Origin of the sequence: Bartonella vinsonii subsp. vinsonii, assembly GCF_902825235.1 — a bacterium.
Lineage (GTDB): Bacteria > Pseudomonadota > Alphaproteobacteria > Rhizobiales > Rhizobiaceae > Bartonella > Bartonella vinsonii.
In genome coordinates this window covers 56,079-75,410 of record NZ_CADEAJ010000004.1, presented here as the reverse complement: position 1 = coordinate 75,410, position 19,332 = coordinate 56,079, and the positions used below count along the sequence as shown (strand labels likewise).

20 protein-coding genes and 1 pseudogene are annotated in these 19,332 nt (G+C 38.3%); 11 read left to right on the top strand and 10 right to left on the bottom strand.

All coding sequences use genetic code 11. The features are described from left to right. The first annotated feature begins 202 nt into the window (after positions 1-202). Positions 203-1,492, top strand: a complete 1,290-nt coding sequence (locus J7R12_RS04520; RefSeq protein WP_126603051.1) for an MFS transporter — start codon at positions 203-205, stop codon at positions 1,490-1,492. Here the strand turns inward: J7R12_RS04520 and J7R12_RS08955 are convergent. From J7R12_RS08955 to J7R12_RS04515, 3 genes and pseudogenes are all read right to left on the bottom strand, one after another. After that, complete coding sequence (locus tag J7R12_RS08955) at positions 1,489-1,752, bottom strand: hypothetical protein (protein ID WP_164713748.1); 264 nt, start codon at positions 1,750-1,752, stop codon at positions 1,489-1,491. The genes J7R12_RS04520 and J7R12_RS08955 overlap by 4 nt on opposite strands. Continuing rightward, positions 1,742-1,923 (bottom strand): annotated as a pseudogene (locus J7R12_RS08950) (hypothetical protein). Before J7R12_RS08950 ends, J7R12_RS08955 begins: the two are co-directional and overlap by 11 nt. After that, a complete protein-coding gene (locus J7R12_RS04515; protein ID WP_126603047.1) occupies positions 1,923-2,369 on the bottom strand; it encodes a DNA polymerase III subunit chi in 447 nt (148 codons plus the stop codon). The pseudogene J7R12_RS08950 and the gene J7R12_RS04515 overlap by 1 nt, the downstream one beginning before the upstream one ends. Positions 2,370-2,784: 415 nt before the next feature. On the opposite strand from J7R12_RS04515, the gene lptF reads away from it, so the two are divergent. From lptF to rsmA, 6 genes are all read left to right on the top strand, one after another. Continuing rightward, complete coding sequence (gene lptF / locus J7R12_RS04510; protein ID WP_126603045.1) at positions 2,785-3,975, top strand: LPS export ABC transporter permease LptF; 1,191 nt, start codon at positions 2,785-2,787, stop codon at positions 3,973-3,975. Then, on the top strand, positions 3,972-5,063 hold the full coding sequence (gene lptG / locus J7R12_RS04505; RefSeq protein WP_126603043.1) for an LPS export ABC transporter permease LptG: 1,092 nt from the start codon (positions 3,972-3,974) through the stop codon (positions 5,061-5,063). The genes lptF and lptG overlap by 4 nt, the downstream gene beginning before the upstream one ends. Further along, positions 5,064-7,415: an LPS-assembly protein LptD gene (locus J7R12_RS04500; protein ID WP_126603041.1), complete on the top strand. Its 2,352-nt coding sequence runs from the start codon at positions 5,064-5,066 to the stop codon at positions 7,413-7,415. A 121-nt stretch (positions 7,416-7,536) separates the two neighbouring features. Next, the gene (locus tag J7R12_RS04495; protein ID WP_126603039.1) at positions 7,537-8,493 is read left to right on the top strand and encodes a SurA N-terminal domain-containing protein; all 957 of its coding nucleotides are present in this window, start codon (positions 7,537-7,539) and stop codon (positions 8,491-8,493) included. After that, positions 8,493-9,506 carry a 4-hydroxythreonine-4-phosphate dehydrogenase PdxA gene (gene pdxA / locus J7R12_RS04490; RefSeq protein ID WP_126603037.1) on the top strand — a complete coding sequence of 338 codons (1,014 nt, stop codon included), beginning with the start codon at positions 8,493-8,495 and terminating at the stop codon, positions 9,504-9,506. Before J7R12_RS04495 ends, pdxA begins: the two co-directional genes overlap by 1 nt. Next, on the top strand, positions 9,497-10,327 hold the full coding sequence (gene rsmA, locus J7R12_RS04485) for a 16S rRNA (adenine(1518)-N(6)/adenine(1519)-N(6))-dimethyltransferase RsmA (RefSeq protein ID WP_126603036.1): 831 nt from the start codon (positions 9,497-9,499) through the stop codon (positions 10,325-10,327). The genes pdxA and rsmA overlap by 10 nt, the downstream gene beginning before the upstream one ends. Before the next feature lie 41 nt (positions 10,328-10,368). Here the strand turns inward: rsmA and gmk are convergent, their stop codons facing one another. From gmk to J7R12_RS04450, 7 genes are all read right to left on the bottom strand, one after another. Beyond that, on the bottom strand, positions 10,369-11,040 hold the full coding sequence (gmk, locus tag J7R12_RS04480) for a guanylate kinase (RefSeq protein ID WP_126603034.1): 672 nt from the start codon (positions 11,038-11,040) through the stop codon (positions 10,369-10,371). Between the two features lie 63 nt (positions 11,041-11,103). Next, a complete protein-coding gene (mltG, locus tag J7R12_RS04475) occupies positions 11,104-12,213 on the bottom strand; it encodes an endolytic transglycosylase MltG (RefSeq protein ID WP_126603032.1) in 1,110 nt (369 codons plus the stop codon). Positions 12,214-12,329: 116 nt separating this feature from the next. Next, complete coding sequence (gene fabF / locus J7R12_RS04470; protein ID WP_126603030.1) at positions 12,330-13,592, bottom strand: beta-ketoacyl-ACP synthase II; 1,263 nt, start codon at positions 13,590-13,592, stop codon at positions 12,330-12,332. Positions 13,593-13,693: 101 nt separating this feature from the next. Then, the gene (locus J7R12_RS04465; RefSeq protein ID WP_126603027.1) at positions 13,694-13,930 is read right to left on the bottom strand and encodes an acyl carrier protein; all 237 of its coding nucleotides are present in this window, start codon (positions 13,928-13,930) and stop codon (positions 13,694-13,696) included. A 260-nt stretch (positions 13,931-14,190) separates the two neighbouring features. Continuing rightward, on the bottom strand, positions 14,191-14,928 hold the full coding sequence (gene fabG, locus J7R12_RS04460) for a 3-oxoacyl-[acyl-carrier-protein] reductase (RefSeq protein WP_126603025.1): 738 nt from the start codon (positions 14,926-14,928) through the stop codon (positions 14,191-14,193). A gap of 18 nt (positions 14,929-14,946) precedes the next feature. Next, positions 14,947-15,891 (bottom strand): ACP S-malonyltransferase, encoded by a 945-nt coding sequence (gene fabD, locus J7R12_RS04455; RefSeq protein ID WP_126603023.1) that lies wholly within the window; start codon positions 15,889-15,891, stop codon positions 14,947-14,949. 76 nt (positions 15,892-15,967) lie between these two features. Then, positions 15,968-16,555 (bottom strand): undecaprenyl-diphosphatase, encoded by a 588-nt coding sequence (locus tag J7R12_RS04450; RefSeq protein ID WP_126603021.1) that lies wholly within the window; start codon positions 16,553-16,555, stop codon positions 15,968-15,970. A gap of 349 nt (positions 16,556-16,904) precedes the next feature. Between J7R12_RS04450 and rpsF the strand changes: the two genes are divergently transcribed. The 4 genes from rpsF (at position 16,905) to rplI (ending at position 19,303) form a co-directional block, all read left to right on the top strand. Beyond that, positions 16,905-17,303 carry a 30S ribosomal protein S6 gene (gene rpsF / locus J7R12_RS04445; RefSeq protein ID WP_126603019.1) on the top strand — a complete coding sequence of 133 codons (399 nt, stop codon included), beginning with the start codon at positions 16,905-16,907 and terminating at the stop codon, positions 17,301-17,303. After that, positions 17,303-17,551, top strand: coding sequence for a 30S ribosomal protein S18 (rpsR, locus tag J7R12_RS04440; protein WP_126603017.1), 249 nt, complete (start codon positions 17,303-17,305; stop codon positions 17,549-17,551). The genes rpsF and rpsR overlap by 1 nt, the downstream gene beginning before the upstream one ends. A gap of 149 nt (positions 17,552-17,700) precedes the next feature. Beyond that, the gene (locus tag J7R12_RS04435) at positions 17,701-18,681 is read left to right on the top strand and encodes a DUF2232 domain-containing protein (RefSeq protein ID WP_126604026.1); all 981 of its coding nucleotides are present in this window, start codon (positions 17,701-17,703) and stop codon (positions 18,679-18,681) included. A 25-nt stretch (positions 18,682-18,706) separates the two neighbouring features. Further along, complete coding sequence (gene rplI, locus J7R12_RS04430; RefSeq protein WP_126603015.1) at positions 18,707-19,303, top strand: 50S ribosomal protein L9; 597 nt, start codon at positions 18,707-18,709, stop codon at positions 19,301-19,303. The last annotated feature ends 29 nt before the right edge of the window (positions 19,304-19,332 follow it).

Below are 19,332 nucleotides of genomic sequence, written 5' to 3'. Positions count from 1 at the left end.
CTTTTATGGCATTTAAAATAATATTTTTATTGCATTGAATTTGGTTAAATACAGTATAATCATCCATACTTATTATACCATAGTCATTGTTCTCGTACATGAGAAGCGTAATAATATCGACACGATGCTGATTCGATTTTATAATTTAAAAAGTTAGTTTCGTAATTTGATTTGTCATAATACTGAAAGGGACATTCTATTCATGTCTATAAACTCAGAAATACAAAGCATAAGTAAAAAAAATTCTCCTCGACGAATTTTGTTTGCAAGCCTTATTGGCCCAACAATTGAATTCTTTGATTTTTATGTCTTTGCAACTGCTGCGGCTCTTATATTTCCTCATGTATTTTTTCCAACGCAAAACGATCAACTTGCTATTTTACAATCCTTCCTGATCTTTGGAGCAGCCTTTTTTGCACGCCCCCTTGGATCTATTGTCTTTGGACATTTTGGAGATAAAATAGGACGAAAAGCAACGCTTATTGCTGCTCTTCTCACAATGGGTCTATCGACAGTTATTATTGGTTTCCTTCCCACTTATGAAACAGCTGGATGGTGGGCGCCCTTCTTTTTAACCTTGTGCCGTATCGGGCAAGGAATGGGATTAGGAGGTGAATGGGGAGGAGCCGTTCTGCTCGCAACAGAAAATGCACCACCTGAAAAACGTGGCTGGTATGCAATGTTTCCTCAATTGGGCGTTCCAATCGGTTTATTCTCATCTATTATTGTTTATTTTGGTTTATTGCACTTCCTTGATCATGATGAACTTTTAGCATGGGGATGGCGTATTCCTTTTATTGGTTCAGTTGTTCTTATGCTTATAGGATTATGGGTTCGTCTTTCAATTAACGAAACAGTTGCATTCAAAAAAACGCTTGAGCGTAAAGAGCGTGTCAAAGTTCCTATAGTAGAGGTCTTTTTAAAATATCCACGAATTTTATTTCTGGGGACATTTTCTGGCATGGCAACATTTGTTTTATTTTATTTGGTCACCGCATATTTGTTAAGTTATTCCACAAACTATTTACAATTGTCATTTTATCAGGCTCTTCAAGTAGAAATCGTAGGAGCTGTTTTTTGTGGCATTTTTACTGTTATAACTGGAAAACTGGCTGATCGTATTAGACGTAGAACTTTGATGATTTGGATCACAATAATTACTGGACTCTATTCTTTTGCAATTCCTTATTTTTTAAATTCTGGAATTGTAGGAGTTCTTGCAATGTCTGTCATTGGTTTGTCAATTATGGGAATGATCTATAGTCCTCTTGGTGCTGTTTTGGCTTCCCCATATCCAACAGCAATTCGATACACTGGTTCTTCTATAACTTTCAACTTATCTGGTATCGTAGGAGCATCTCTTGCACCTTATATTGCAGAACATCTGGTGCAATATTTTGATACTTCGTATATCGGTTATTACTTACTTCTTTCTTCCTTTATTTCACTGATTTGCTTCGTTGGATTTACTGACGATGAAATATCTAACTAGAACATAGTGAAGAAGAATAAAATGAGAACTAGCGGCAAAAATACCGCTAGTTTCATATTTAAAGACATTGGTTGAGGTATACTCCACCACAATATTCCAGCAAACAATGCACTCAGAAAAAAGAACAAGATATCCGCAATATTGCCAATATAAGCAATAGGGAAAATTCGTGACAGGATATGCGTTGTCCCTACCAACGAAACGCAAAAAAAGGCTAATATCACAGCCCATAAAACGAGCAAAATTCGATCAATGACAATCATTATCATACCGTTTATTTTTTTTGATTGTAGCCCACATCTTGAATGATCCCAAAAGAAAAATCATAATAAAAACCCAACGCCCCCTCCCGATCCTTTCGCAATAAAGAATGCAGGATTTATGATTCCTATCAATCCTATAAAAATCAAAAGAACAAAGGTTACACGCATTAAGCCTGTTTTTCCCAACCGCGATCTCCAGTCTGGAGCCAATAAGTTAAATTATGATTTTCCATTTTATATTTTTTCCACTGTGCACGAACAAGATTTAATTGCTGATCGTTTTGTCCATCAAATATCACGACAAGCCGTTGATAAGTATCAATATTTGAGCAAACTGCTCCTTCTATGAGAAAGCGTATCTTTGAATCATTCGGATTTTCCTGTCCTGTAGTAAGAAATACAGGCTGAAAACTTGGATATGGATCACACTCAGTCCCATGTCCAATAAAAGCTTCATCAGCATAAACCCATAGACGCATATCTATAGCATCGCGTTGCTCTTCACTCACACATTGTATGGTTATCTTGGAAAAACGCGCCAATGCACGCTCTACAAGCGTTGGCAAAACATCTCCCAGCGTTGACTGCGTCAAATGATAAAACAGAATATCCATTGGGTCCTCATCACTCTTTATAAATTATAAATAAAGTCAACGTTTTTTGAAGGAGCTTCTATCACCTCTCATATAAAAAGAAAAAGTTAAAAATCTAACGATCCCTCTTGTTTCGATTATGCATGTTACTTTTTTAAACTATCTTACAGCAAGAAAAAGACCTCTCGTCATTTCCTAAATTCATAAAAAAAATATTTGAGTTTATTTTCTTGCTTCTCTATGGACTATAGTTAAAAATAGAATATAATATATAGTAGAATAGATTGAAGTTAGCTAACGACCTCATGTTCTTTATTTTGTGAAAGTGTGCGATATATAAAAATATTTTTTAATTTGGTTATATTTTTCATCCAAAGACAGTGTACATATCTACTCTTCTACTCTCTTGTTAAAGACTGAGGATGTTATTCAATTTATGCGTATTATTGAGTTATATATCCTGAAGCGAGTTCTTGTCCTGTTCAGTGCTGTCATGATTGCAGCAGTCAGTATCAGTTGGACAGTGCAGATTCTTGCACGAATAAACTTTCTCACAACAAGCAAACAAACCCTCCTCACAGTCTTGCAATTTTCACTCTCATTGGTCCCTTCTGTTATTTTTCTTGTCATTCCCTTTGCATTAGTCATTGCGATTACAAGTACCCTTTCAGCAATGAATCAAGACTCAGAGCTCGCAATCATCAGTGCCTCCGGTTTTCCTAAAAATACTGTCTGGAAACCCATTCTTCTCCTCGCAATTGTTGCATCCTGTACTTCCTTTTCTATAGCCAATTTTATTGTTCCCCAAGCTAGACTTAATATGCGACAAATGCTTGCAAATGCTCATTTTGATCTTATTAATCTTTTCATTAGTGAAGGCAGCTTCCAAAAACTTGCCAATAACCTTTACATAGAAATTGGTGGACGAAATCCAAACGGAACACTTAAGCATCTTTTCATCGCCGACCAGCGTGATCTTAAAACTGATCTTTTTTATTATGCAACAGATGCGTCAATTGTAAGCAATAAAAATGGCCATTTTTTAGTCCTCAATAATGGTGAAATAGAAAGAACCAATCATCAAAATAAGAGCGTTTCAATCGTTCAATTCAGCTCGTATACCTTTAACTTAAGTGAATTCATCCCCAACGATAAAACACCCACACTTTACCCAAAAGACCGTCCTCTTTCTTATTTACGAAATCCTGACCCGAAAGATCCCTACTATCAACGAAAACCTCTCCACTATAAAGCTGAATTTCATCGCAGACTCACAGAATGGCTCTATCCAATTGTTTTTTCACTCATTGCATTAGCAGCAGCAGGAGATACACGCTCATATCGACAAGCACGTAACTCTGCAAACTTCTCTGCGATTACCATTTCTTTATTGGTGTATTGGATAGGATATTTTTTCGCCGAAAAAGCAAAGAGTGATCTTGCATACATTCCTCTGCTTTATATTACACCCATAGGAATGAGTATGCTTATTTTTTTCATGCTCTTAACAAATCATCAAATTGGTATCCCCACAAAACTTAACGAGGTTATTCAAAGTGCTTTTCAAAAATTGGTAAACAAATTTAAACATCGAAAATCTCTATACCCCTCGGATAAAATATCATGATTGGCTGGACACTTGGGCGATATTTTTTTATACGTTATCTTAAAACAACCTGTTATTTCTTTGTGAGTATTTTTATTCTTGCTTTTTTAATCGACTTCACAGAAAATTCCGGTCGGCTATCTCACCTTCCCCATTATACGGCAAAAAATGCATTTCTTATCTCTGCTTTTCGCATCCCTTTTATTGTGCAACAGCTCGTTCCCTTTATTGCACTCTTTTCTGCAATGGTGATGCTGATCTCACTTAATAGAAAACTTGAGCTTGTTGTGACACGTTCAATTGGTGTTTCTGCATGGCAATTTCTTATGCCTGCTTGCTTGGGAGCTTTTCTTTTTGGATTATTTTCAATTCTGCTTATTAATCCACTTGCCGCATGGGGATTTTCTCAAGCAGAAAAAATGATGACTGAGTGGCGTAGTAACAATGTACTCACATCTTTTCATGACACACGTATACCATGGTTTACACAACGCACAAATTCAGGCAAAACAACCATTGGTGCTAAATCTATTACTGACCAAGGACTTTCTCTTATTGATGCAACCTTTGTACAATATAACGATAATGCAACGGTCAAAAATTGGATTAACGCTAAAAAGGCAACATTGACAAACGGTGCTTGGCTGTTAAAAGAGGGGACAATCTATAAAATAGGGCATCCTCCTGAAAACTTTACTGCATTTCAAATAAAAACTAATCTAAAACCCGAATTTTTAACTGAACGTTTAATAAATCCCGCGACTATCCCATTTTACCAATTACCAAAAAAAATTATGATTGCACGTTCATTTGGCTACTCTGCCAATAATTTTGATATGTATTTACAATCTTTGATTGCATTGCCTGCGCTGCTTGTGGCAATGACTCTCATCGCAGCAACTGTATCTTTAAACTTCACACGCTTTGGACAATCTGGAACGTTGATTCTTGGTGGCGTAACAGCCGGATTCATGCTTTATGTTATTTCTGTACTCGTTCAGGCTTTTGGTAATGCTGGATATATTCCACCCATTATTGCCGCTTGGACACCTGTTGCTATTGCATTGTTTTTGGGAATCTCTTTTCTTCTTCATAAAGAGGATGGCTAAGTGAAAGTATTAATAAATAAGAGAGTGATTTTAACACAATTAAGTGTACTTGCCTTTAAAAGCGTTCTTGTTTTTGTTTTGGGTCTCTCTTTATCCTGTTTTGCATACACCAAAAACCTTACTTCTCTTGCTCAAAATCGTATCTCGAATTCCATAAGTCCTCTTTCGCTCTTTGCCGAAGAACTTATTTACAATCGTGATGAAAATACTGTCTCTGCACAAGGTAATGTCCGAATCGAATATGATGGCAATAAAATTGTTGCCCAAAAAGTCACCTATAATCAAAAAACAGGGCGGATTATAGCGCAAGGAAATGTTGAAATTGTTCAAAAAGATGGGAATAAAATTTATTCTAACCAAATTGATATGACTAAAGATTTCGGTGAAGGATTCGTAAACGCATTACGTATTGACACAGCCAACAATGTCCATTTCGTGGCAGAAAGTGCTACACGAAACAGCAACCAAATAACAACCTTCAACAATGCCTCCTACACAGCCTGTGAACCTTGCTCCTACAAACCAGATAGAGAAGTGCTGTGGAAGATTAAAGCACGAAAAATCATATGGAATAATCGTACCAAAAAAATTCGATTTGAAAAGAGTCGTTTTGAAGTTTTTGGTGTACCAATTCTACAGTTTCCAACTTTTGAACTCCATGATCCAACTGTGAAACGTGCTAGCGGTTTACTTGCACCTCATTTTTTTTATAGCGATTATCTCGGCATAGGCATAAAAAATTCTTACTTCTGGAATCTTGCCCCCCATTATGATTTTACACTTTCTTCTACTGTCTATACGCAACAAGGGCTTTTAACCGAAGGTGAATGGCGTCAACGTTTTAAAACAGGCAATTATAACATTCGCTTTGCACATATATACCAAATGAAACCGCATAGCTTTGATAATGATACAATTGATGCACATCGTAAAAACCGTTATATGCTAGCAACAAAGGGTGATTTTCATATTAATTCACACTGGACCTATGGATGGGATATTCTCGCACAGTCTGATCGACATTTTAGTCGTACTTATAAACTTGAGAACTATAATAATCCTACACAACTTTCTCAGCTTTATTTGAGTGGTCTTGCAGGAAAAAACCACTTTGATATGCGTTTTTACCATTTCAACGTTCAAGATTTGCTCTTAAATGACCCCGATCATGAGCGACACTCTCGGCAAGCATGGGTTCTCCCCCGCATTGATTATTCTTTCACACCAAATGAATCAATTTATAGTGGAATACTTACCTTTCATAGTAATATGCAATCAATTTATCGTCGGCATACTGACTTCAGATCTACCGACTGGAACGGAACTCCTCTCAACGCTACTAGACTTTCTGGTATGGCGGGAAATAGTTTTCGTTTAACAAATGAACTCGAATGGAAAAGACGCTTCAAAACGCGTAATGGGCTCATCTTAACCCCTCTTCTCTCTTTACGGGCTGATATCATTACAACAAATGCGCACAAAAATGATACTCTTCCTATGATAAATAGCTCCTCTCCAACTCCTCGTAACTCAGCATTTCGTGGCATGGCAACAGCTGGTTTAGAATTACGCTATCCCCTCCTCATGAGATTGGGCAATTCTACACATATTATAGAACCAACCGCACAAATTTTTGTACGCAATAATGAACGATATATAGGACAACTCCCCAATGAAGATGCACAAAGTTTCATCTTTGACGCGACTACCCTCTTTCAACGCGATAAATTCTCTGGTTATGATCGCGTAGAAGGTGGAACAAGAGCCAATATAGGTTTAAGATATTCTGGAAGTTTTAATAATAATTGGTCTCTTTACGGTCTTATTGGACAATCCTTTCATCTTGCGGGAAAAAATTCTTTTGCGGAAAGGGATTTTGTTAATGTAGGCATTCATTCTAGCTTGGAAGCAAAACGTTCAGACTATGTAGCAATGTTTGGTGCAAACCATAAAAGCGGTTTTTCTCTAGAAGCCCGTGGACGTTTTGATAAAAAAACAGGAAAAATTCATCGTAGTGAAATTGAAGCATCACAAAAATGGCAAAATTTTGGAGCGGCGATACAATATGTTTATATCGCAAACCAACCAGATTATGAATATCCACAAGAGCGCCAAGAGATTTTTTTTCAAACTGGTCTTAAACTGGCTAACTATTGGTCTATCAACAGCAATGCCGGTTATGATTTAGTATCTGGTAGATTCGTAAAGCGGGGAATCAGTTTAAGTTATACAGATGAATGTTTCGGGCTAACATTCGGTTATCAGCAGATAAATGATCCAGGGAAAAAAACACCTTTGCAAAACTTTAATTTCTCCCTTTCATTGCGCACAATTGCAGATATTGGAAAATAAGCTAAACCCCAATTTATAAAGAGAATGTAGAGGAAATTTAACTTATCATTGTTTTTATGAAAGAAAGCGTATATTTTAGGCTGTTGATAAAAATTAATAAACAATGCGAAGGCCTATTTCCATGAATAAATTGAAAAAGCGTATTTTTGCTTTATTTTGTATTGCACCTTTGAGTGCAGGCAGTGTGCTGATAAGTGAATTTTTAATTCCTCCGGTCTTCGCACAGACTGTCATTGTTGCTACAGTCAATGGCAATCCTATCACAAATTACGATATACAAAGGCGCGTTGCTTTTCTCAGGTTGCAACAAAAGCAGGGCAATCTTGCTGTGCAAGCTAAAAATGAGCTTATCAATGAAGTCCTTAAAAATATTGAAATAAAGCGTCGTAATATTGAAGTGAGTAATAATGAAGTTGAGAGTGCTTTTGAGAACTTTGCAACGCAAAATAATATGACCATTGATCAGCTCAACCAGATTCTGACTCAAAATGATATCACAGTACAACACTTTAAGGATTACATCCGTGGGCAAATAGGATGGGGCCGTCTTGTCAATGCACGCTATCAAGCTGAAACAAGCTTGATTACGGAACAAGAAGCTGTACGTAGAATATTAAAAAATGGTGGTGTAAAACCTTCAACCAATGAATATACACTACAGCGAATTGTTTTTGTCATTCCCGCACATCTCCGTTCAGAAATCTTTGAAAGACGCCAGAGAGAAGCGAATAATTTTCGCGCCCATTTCCAAGGATGTACGAACGCTCAAAAACAAGCGAGTGGTATCTTGGATGTTACTATTCGCAACTTAGGAAAGTTTCTCGAACCCCAACTTCCCAACGGGTGGGAAAAGGCTATCCTTGCAACACCTGTCGGGAAAATGACCAAATTTCAGGAAACACCTGACGGAATTGAAGCGGTTGCTGTCTGCAAAATAAAAAGAGTTTCCGATGATTACGTAGCCCGCCTGATATTTTCTATTCAAGATAATAAGCAAAAAAGCCCGCAAGAACTTGAAAAATTAAGCGAAAAATATTTGGAAGAATTGCGGAAAGTAGCGCGTATTCAAAGCTCATAATGGCTGCACTTGTTGTTAGTGGTGGTGATCCTGCCGGTATTGGTCCTGAAATAGCACTCAAAGCGTGGGCTTTGCGTGTTACGCGTCAAGTTCCACCTTTTGTTATGCTTGCTGATCCAGACGTTATTCGTTCACGTGCTCATTTTTTAAAGATCGATGTTGAGATAGAATCTGTTTCAACAAATAATCCTACCCAAAACTTCCAAACTGCTCTTCCCATTATACCGTTAAAAAACCGACAAAGTACTCAACTTGGCTTACCTTTACCAAATAATGCTGCTGGAATCATTGAAGCGATTAAACGTGGTGTCCAATTGGTTCAAAGTGGCCATGCGTGCGCGCTCGTTACTTGTCCTATTGCAAAGAAGAACCTTTATAAGGCTGGATTTAAATTTCTAGGTCATACAGAATTTTTAGCCGATTTAGCGCATAAAACTTCTAATAACCGTTATCATCCGGTTATGATGTTATCAGGACCTCGATTAAAAACAGTACCAATTACTGTTCACGTTCCCTTCAAGGAAGTTCCCTCACAGCTTTCTCGTCATGTCATTATTCAAACAGCACTTATTACTGAACATGATTTAAGAACACGATTTAAAATAACTTCACCCCGTCTCGCTGTTGCTGGACTTAATCCTCACGCTGGAGAAGAAGGTACAATGGGAAAAGAAGATATTGAAATTATCACTCCTGCTATTGAATTTCTTAAAGAGAAAGGACTTAATATTGTAGGTCCATTGCCTGCTGATACAATGTTCCATGAAAGTGCAAGAAAAACATATGATGTTGCTCTTTGTATGTATCATGATCAAGCCCTTATCCCTGTTAAGACATTAGACTTTGATACTACGGTCAATATTACTTTAGGACTGCCTTTCATTCGCACTTCTCCAGATCATGGAACTGCTTTTGATATTGCTGATAAAGGAATTGCCTCTCCCGAAAGTTTTATTGCTGCTCTTAAACTCGCAAATCAACTTGCAGAAAATAGTTTGATACCATGCCAATAGATAATCTACCTCCTCTGCGTGAGGTAATTGATATATATGGATTGCAAGCTCATAAATCCTTGGGCCAAAATTTTCTTTTCGATCTTAATTTAACATCTAAAATTGCTCATCAAGCAGGAAATATAGAAGGAAAACCTATTATTGAAGTGGGGCCTGGTCCTGGAGGTCTGACCCGTGCCTTGCTTGCAAAAGGCGCTATTGTAACAGCAATAGAGCGTGATGAACGCTTTCTACCTGCTCTCTTAGAGATAAAAAAACACTATCCGCAAAAATTAAACCTTATTTGTAATGATGCATTAAAGCAAGATTTCTCAAAGCTTTTTGAAAAATCTTTAGAAAAACCACGCATTATTGCAAATCTCCCCTATAATATTGGAACACAACTCTTATTAAATTGGCTGTTAGCTGAACCATGGCCTCCTTTTTATGAATCCATGACACTCATGTTTCAACGAGAAGTTGCCAAACGTATTACAGCAAAACCTCAATCCGCCCACTATGGTCGCCTCAGTGTTTTAACCGGATGGCGTACTATGGCTAAAATTGCTTTTGATGTACCTCCTCAAGCCTTCATACCAGCACCAAAAATAATTTCTTCTGTTGTTCATATCATTCCGCGAACAGAACCTCTCACCTGCTCCGCACAAAAATTAAGCTTTGTTACAAAAACGGCTTTTGGACAAAGACGAAAAATGCTTCGTCAAAACCTTAAACCTCTCGGGGGTGAAATACTTTTAGAGAAAGCAGGAATTGATGGAACACGTCGCGCAGAAACGCTTTCAATTTCTGAATTTGTGACTTTAGCCAATTTGATGATCTAAAAAGCATAACTTTTTCATTATTCTTTTTCAAAATAATGAGATCATTCATTCATCTCTTCAGCAATAAGCCCATCAATAAAAGATTCAAGAAAGGAGCAGCGTTCGCGTTTTACTGTTTCGGCTAAATAAATCGATTTAATAAGCGATAGGGACTGCTCTAAATCTTCATTAATGACAACATAATCGTAAGAACGCCAATGTTGCATTTCTGTTCGTGCATTCCTCAATCGTAAATTGATAACATCTTGGTTATCTTCTGCTCGACGATGCAAACGCGAAGTGAGCTCCTTCATTGATGGTGGAAGAATGAAAACAGATACGGTATCCTCTGGCATTTTTTTTTGAAGCTGTTCGGTCCCTTGATAATCAATATCGAATAACATGTCGCGACCAGCACTCAATACGTTTTCAACGCTTTCACGTAAAGTTCCGTAATAATTCCCATGAACTTCTGCCCATTCAATAAATTCATCACTATCACGCTTGCGTTCAAACTCTTTCTTTGAAATAAAATGATAATGAAGGCCATCTACCTCACTAGGACGTCTTTGACGTGTTGTCATACTTATGGAGAGTTCTAACTGTCCATCTTTCAAAAGCAATCGAGAAAGAGTTGATTTGCCCGCTCCTGAAGGTGAAGAGAGAATAAATAAAAAACCACGGCGGTGATCTCTTTTTCTCGCCCTTAATTTATTCTCAAAGAACTTCGTCATACTGCTCTACTTTTTCAACTGTTCTTTAAACGTCCATAATACGTTTTCTATACTCTTCAAAAGCTAATGTTTTGCCTTCTTTAATGCACGCCACTTGCGAACATTCATATTATGTTCCTCTAAAGTTCTAGAAAAAACATGCCCTCCCGAACCATCAGCTACAAAATAGAGCACATCACTGCTGGGTGGATGTGCCACCGCTTTCAAAGAATCGCGACCTGGATTTGCAATAGCCGTTGGTGGCAAACCGTCAATTTTATAAGTATTATACGGTGTTTCCCTCTCAAGATCTGAACGATAAATTGCACGGCCGGATGGCATCCCTTTTCCACCAAAGAGACCATAAATTACCGTTGGATCAGATTGAAGACGCATATGTTTTGCAAGGCGGTTATAAAACACAGCAGCAACCTGCGGTCTTTCTGCTGCAATTCCTGTCTCTTTCTCAACAATTGATGCCAATATAACAAATTCATCTATGGATTTTATTGGCAAATCAGGTGAGCGCGTAGCCCATATAGCATGAATTAATTTTGTTTGTCCTTCACGCAATCTGTTTATAATTTCTTTACGCGTTGTCCCTCGAATAAAACGGACTGTATCCGTCATCAAACTACCCTCTGGAGGCAAAACTTTTGGAAGATCCCCAATCAAAACTTCATGAACAGCTAATCGATCAAAAACTTGTTGAACCGTCAAACCTTCTGGCACTGTAAACGTATATTCAATAGATTTTCCTCTCACAAGGATATCCATAATGTCCTGCATCGAAGCATGTGCTGGAATCAAATATTCACCAGCTTTAAGATGTGTGGTTTTTTGATGGTAACCAACTCCATAAACAAAAACATCAGATGACCGAATAAGACCACGTTTTTCAAGCAGTGAAGCAATCTCACGAATTCCTGTTCCTGGGGAGATAAGAACAACTTGCTCTTCCCCCGTCGTCCCCCTTCCTTCAAAAATACTTTTCCCAATATAAAGAGGGATACCGATGCTTAAAATAACAATCACAATCATCATGAGAAAAAAATGACCGAGAATGACCAACGGATTGCGTACAATAAATGATTTCTTCCGTCTCTTCTGTGCGAACATATGATTATCTATTAAACGATTCGAAGAGGAATCATTTACGTCCTTGAATGGTTTTCCATTTTTCACATCGGACATAATTATCAACCTCAATAACTTTTATGTACTATAATTCTCATTTCTCACTAAAACTTTTATAAATTTTATAATAAAATAGAAAAATCAGAAACAGAAGAACAAATATAAAGTGTTTATTATTTCTCAAAACGGCGCATTACTAAAGACGCATTGGTTCCACCAAACCCAAAAGAATTAGAAAGAATCGTATCAATTTTCCGTTCACGTGGTTTATGTGGGACAAGGTCAATTTTCGTTTCAATAGATGGATTATCAAGATTAAGTGTCGCTGGAGCTATATTATCTCGTATAGCTAAAACACAAAAAATAGCTTCAGCAGCTCCGGCTGCTCCAAGTAAGTGCCCCACTGATGATTTTGTTGATGACATGGATACTTTTGGTGCATAATGCCCCAAAACGCATTCAACAGCTGCCAACTCTATAGTATCAGCCATCGTTGAAGTTCCATGCGCATTAATATAATCAAGCTCGCTTACATCCACTTGTGCGCGCTTAAGAGCTGCCATCATACTACGCTGTGCACCTTCACCACTCTCTGAAGGAGCAGTAATATGATAAGCATCGCCAGATAAACCATAGCCAATAATCTCAGCATAAATACGTGCCCCCCGTTTTTTTGCATGTTCAAGCTCTTCGAGAACAACAATCGCAGCTCCCTCCCCCATCACAAAACCATCACGATCAATATCATAAGGACGTGATGCGCGTTCAGGATCATCATTACGACAAGTAGAAAGAGCTCTACAAGCAGAAAAACCAGCAAGAGAGATTCGATTTATCGGAGATTCAGTGCCCCCTGCCACCATTACATCGGCATCACCCAACGCAATCAAACGTGCCGCATCACCAATTGCATGCGCACCTGTCGAACAAGCTGTCACAACCGAATGATTAGGACCACGCAAACCGTGTTTAATAGAGACATAACCAGAAGCAAGATTAATCAAACGCCCTGGAATAAAAAAAGGAGAAACACGCCTTGGACCTTTATCACGAAGTGTATAACCGGCCTCGACAATACCTTCGATACCACCAATACCCGAACCAATTAATACACCCGTAGAAACCTGATCTTCATCACTTTTAGGAAACCACTCAGCATCTGAAAGTGCTTGGTCAGCAGCAGCCATTGCATAAACAATAAATGCATCGACCTTACGCTGTTCCTTGGGATCCATATACAAATCAGCATTATAGGTACCATCTGTTCCATCCCCTAGGGGGATACGAGCAGCAATTTGGCATGGCAAATCCGACACATCAAATTCAGTAATGCGTCGAACACCACTTTTCCCTTCAAGAAGACGTCTCCAACTCCATTCGACATCACCAGCTAATGGAGATACCAATCCTAAACCAGTAACAACAACACGTCTCATAACTTCTAACCTTGAATTGAGATTCACCTCTCAAAGCTTACTTCTTAAAATAGCTCTAAAGAATAAAGGCAAAAGCGTAAAATGCTTTTGCCTTTCAATAATCACGCAGAAGCTTTATTGATAAACTTTACTGCATCACCAACTGTGAAAATCGTTTCAGCAGCCTCATCTGGGATTTCCACACCAAATTCTTCTTCAAAAGCCATAACGAGCTCAACCGTATCAAGGCTATCTGCTCCTAGATCATCGATAAAGCTCGCATTTTCTACTACCTTATCGGCATTAACTCCAAGATGCTCCACGATAATTTTCTTAACGCGCTCTACTGTATCACTCATGTTGAAATCCTCGAATTTATATTACTTTCCTATAATTGGGTTAACTATATCGCGTCATCTAATCAAGCAATAGATGCATTTACTCTCAAGATTTTAGCAACAATTTAAAACATCCTGTGGATATCCCCTACAAAATGAACCAATCTGACATTCCGACATAAATTGATTAACTGATTATATTAAGGAAACAGAATACATTTTCTTACTTCGTTTGATATTACTAAAATAATAAAATTTATAAATCAATGTGAAAAAAATACTTAAATCATTGCCATCCCGCCATTGACGTGTAGTGTCTGACCAGTCACATATGCTGCTTCATCACTTGCTAAATAAACAGCAGCAGAAGCTATTTCTTCTCCACTCCCCATACGCTTCATTGGAATCGCAGCCATAATAGTTTCCTTTTGCTTTTCATTAAGCTTATCGGTCATTGCAGATTTAATGAATCCTGGAGCAATACAATTGACCGTAATGTTTCGTGAAGCAATTTCTTGTGCCAATGCTTTTGAAAAACCTATTAACCCTGCTTTTGCAGCACAATAGTTCGTTTGTCCAGGATTTCCAACAACACCAACAATAGATGTTATGTTAATAACTCGTCCATAGCGACGTCGCATCATAGAATGTGTTAATTCACGTGTTAAAGTAGAAGCAGCTGTTAAATTGACCGCTAAGACATCATCCCAATCTTGATCCTGCATGCGTATAAAAAGACCATCTCGGGTGATTCCTGCATTGTTTACGAGGATATCAACACCACCCATTTCTCTTTCCGCTGCTTCAGCCAATTGCTTAATAGATTTACGCTCAGAAAGATTAGCGGAAAACACAAAAACATCTTTTTCCAGATCTGCAGCCACTTCTTTAAGCTTGTCTTCACGTGTTCCATGAAGCCCAACAATGGCCCCTTGTGCATGAAAACAACGCGCTATTGCCTCACCAATCCCTCCCGATGCTCCCGTCACAAGAGCTTTACGACCTGTTAATTTAAACATTTTTTGACTCCTTATAGATTAAACGCCAAGCATCTGTAGTGCTGTTTCTATTTCCTCAGCTGTTCCAATTGTTAATGCCTTTACATTCTTATTAATACGACGCGTTAAACCTGTTAATACTTTTCCAGAACCAACTTCAAAAAGTGTATCAACCCCATGAGCACTGATCCACTCTATCGTTTCACGCCATCTCACTCTCCCTGTTACTTGTTCAACAAGAAGCATAGCAATACGCTCTGGATCACTTTCTGGTGTAACAGAAACATTGGCAATGAGAGGAACAATAGGAGCCTTTTTATTAACAGTCAAAAGTGCTTTCTTCATGGCCTCAGCAGCAGGTTGCATTAAGGACGAATGGAAAGGCGCAGAAACAGGAAGAAGAAGTGCACGTTTAGCACCTTTTTTTGATGCAAGCTCTACCGCTGTCTCAACCGCTTTCGCTTCACCTGAGATAACAATTTGTCCCCCCCCATTATCATTAGCAATCTGGCATACTCCTTTTCCAGAAACAGTCTCACAGATTTCTTCTACATCTTGCTCATCCAATCCAATAAGTGCTGCCATAGAGCCATCACCAACAGCAACAGAAGCCTGCATGGCATTTCCACGAATACGCAAGAGCCTTGCTGTATCACGAAGACTAAATGTACCAGCAGCACAAAGAGCCGAATATTCTCCCAAAGAATGACCTGCAACAAATTTTATCTTTGATTCTATCTCAAGCCCCAATTGTTCCATCACACGAATAATAGCTATAGATACACACATTAAGGCTGGTTGAGCATTTGCTGTTAACGTCAAAACATCTGCTGGCCCTTCAAAAATGACATTTGATAATTTCTCATCTAAAGCATCATCAACTTCTTCAAAAACCATCCGAGCTGCAACAAATTGCTCTGCGAGCGCTTTGCCCATACCAACAAGCTGGCTCCCCTGTCCTGGAAAAATAAAAGCTGCCACCATTCCTCAACTCCTAAATTATGCGATTAAATTATCTGCTTTTGATCTTATTCATCAGCACAAATCAAGACAAAGGTCTTTATTTTGAACGGATATCTCTCTTAAAGTTATACTTTAATGGCGGAATTTGGTATAAAAACTTAGGAAAATAGGGGGCCATAAAGTGAATAACGGCCCAACTAATAAGACAGCCTAAAAGTGTGCCAGCTAAAACATCAAAAGGATAATGTACACCAACAAAGATACGCCCCCAACAGATCAAACATAAAAATACCGCGGCAAACTTGGAAGCAACTTTGTATCGATAAAAATAAAGATTCGCCATATAGGATGCAAGAGTCAAAGCATGATTACTCGGAAAAGAAGCGGTTGCACGATGCTTAATTAGTGGTGTTGTTAATCCCACAACAAACGGACGTGGATGAAAATAAATAAGAGAAATAAGATAACCTATAAAAAGAGCTGCACAAATGCTCACACAAATACTTAGTGTTACGCGTCTCTCTCTCTCTTCACCGCAAAACCATAACGCACAAAGATGTAATGGAATAATATAAATCAAAAACTTCGCACAAAAAATACCCAATAAAACTAAAACTGACCAAGATTGATGACTGCCAGCAAACATTTCAAAAAGTGCAACATCAATTCGATTTAAAAAACCCATTCTTTTTTCCTTCATGTTTATAGCTTGTCAGCATCATAATCTTTTAAAAGAATGAAACCTATAAAGAATAGGTCAAGATTCAATAAATCAATTTTTTATACGCATAAACTTGCTATTTTTAAAGATAAGCTGTAGATATCAAACTTTCGTTACCGGCACTTTGGCTGGAGGTTGAACGGAGGACTGGAAAATAACCAGTAGGAAGCGCAATGTTTCCGACCTCCTGTGTCTCCGCTCTCGAATGTCTCGAATTGTAAACGCGTCCTTTCTTCTTTGGATTTCCAAAAAAGACAAGTCGCAGAGGCTTTGCGCTAAAACCGGTAAAATTTAATTGAAGAAAGGCAAAGCAATGGCTCTTTATGAACATATGTTCCTTGCCCGGCAGGACATTGCACCGCAACAAATTGATGAACTTTTGAGTGTCTACAAAGGTGTCATTGAAGCACACGGTGGAAAAGTTGGGCGTTTAGAAAATTGGGGTCTTCGTCCCCTCGCTTATCGTATTCGCAAAAATCGTAAAGCCTATTATGTATTGGTTAATATCGATGCACCCGCTGCAGCAATTGCTGAAGTTGAACGTCAAATGCGAATTAATGAAGATATTTTGCGTTACATGACTATTCGCGTAGAAAAACATGAAAAAGAGAAGTCTGCTATGCTCTCACGCATTGATCGTAATGGTCATGATGAAGAGCGTCCTCGCTCTGTGCGCCGTCAACGTGAAGATGTCATGGAAGGAGTAGAATGATGACTGATATGAATCAAACTACAGCACGCCGTCCCTTTCATCGTCGTCGCAAGACATGTCCCTTTTCAGGTGCTAATGCCCCTAGAATTGATTATAAAGATATCAAACTGTTGCAGCGCTATATTTCGGAACGTGGGAAAATCGTTCCTTCACGAATTACAGCCGTCAGTCAGAAAAAACAGCGTGAATTGGCTAATGCCATCAAGCGTGCTCGTTTCCTAGGCTTACTTCCCTATGTTATAAGGTAAGCTACTAGTCCACTCTGTAACTGGGGAAACTCCCCAGTTGCTTTTCTTGTATGCTTCAGAAAAACAACTGATTGCGGACTATACGGATAAATATTAAAAGTTGAGGCATTGGGATGCCCCTAACTGCAGTGAAGGCAGGACAGCGACAAATGAAAAACTTTCATATTCATAAGATGATGACCGGTGTTTTAGCGGGCTTGTTTGCTGTTGTAATAGGAATGGCAATCATTAGCGTCGCAACTGTCGCACCCTATTTTTCTTTTCTTCTTGGCTGCTTTCTTTCATTCCCAATTTTTATTGTTGCGTTTGGACAAGGAACATTAGCTAGCCTCATCGCCCTTATAAGTGCTACTGTTGTTCTTATCATAACCACTAATATCTATACTGCTCTTGGCTTTATGCTCTTATTCTTCCTTCCTGCTGTCTACGCTTCTTGGCTTCTTGGGCTTGCACGATCAGCGCAAAAAGAAAACACACTGATATGGTATCCATTATCATCGGTTATTTTTCATTTAACCAATTTTATCGCTCTTATAGCAACCTTCATCGGGCTCTATATCCAAACCTGTCCATCCCCCCCCTTCATTGCAAAAAAAGTTACTGAAAATGTCGTACAAGCTATGCAAAAGGCGCAATCATTAAAAGAAGCTGATATACTTGCTTTTAGTGAGCTTTTAACGACCCATGCTGCAACTTTTACAGCTATTGCTCTAACAATTTATAGCTTGATTTTTCTTATTGGTAATCTTTATTTTTCGATAATAACAGCTCAACATATGAAGTGGCTGAAAAGACCTCGTGATGATTGGAGTAAAACTCTCCGTCTTCCTCTTTCTGGAATCATTATTTTCATTGTTGTTTGCATAGCATCAATGATTGAATTGAGTGCTCCTATTGATTTGGGCACGCGTACCTTTAGCTCTGCATATACTGTCGTTATATCAATCAGTGGCTTAGCGTATCTCCACAATATTACAAAAGGGATCAATGGTCGCGCTATTATACTCTCTCTTGTTTATATTGCTATTTTAACCGTCATTTTTGCTCCACCTATTTCTTTCATGATGCTTTTGATGGGTATTTGGGCGGCTATTCAATACAGTCTTCAATCACGCAAAAAACTTCACTAAATTTATTTGTTCGAAAGGAAAAACTATGGATATTATTCTACTTGAGCGTATTCCTCGTCTTGGTCAAATGGGTGATATTGTCTCTGTTAAAGATGGTTATGCACGTAACTTCCTCTTACCTCAAGGCAAAGCTTTACGCGCTAATGAAACGAATAAAAAACATTTTGAAATACAACGTGCACAACTCGAAGCGCGTAATCTTGAACGCAAAAGCGAAGCCCAAAAAATTGCTGAAAAACTTGATAGTCAATCGTTTATTGTTGTTCGTTCAGCTGGTGAAACAGGGCAACTTTATGGATCTGTATCAACACGTGATATTTCTGAAATCATAACAAATGAAGGCTTTTCTATTGGACGCAATCAGATTGAGTTGAATCATCCAATAAAAACAATTGGTCTTCATACCATCACCCTGAGCTTACATCCTGAAGTTCAAATTTCTGTGATCATTAATGTTGCGCGTTCAGCCAGTGAAGCACAACGCCAAGCAGAAGGTGAAACTCTAACCTCTGCTGAAGCAATCTATGATATTCAAAGAGAATCATTAGAAGAAAATCAGGAAGAATCATCAGCAGAAGGAATGAACGATAATGATGCAAACAGTACTGATAAAGAAGCTTAAGAGCTATTTTTACTCTCTATCTTGCATTT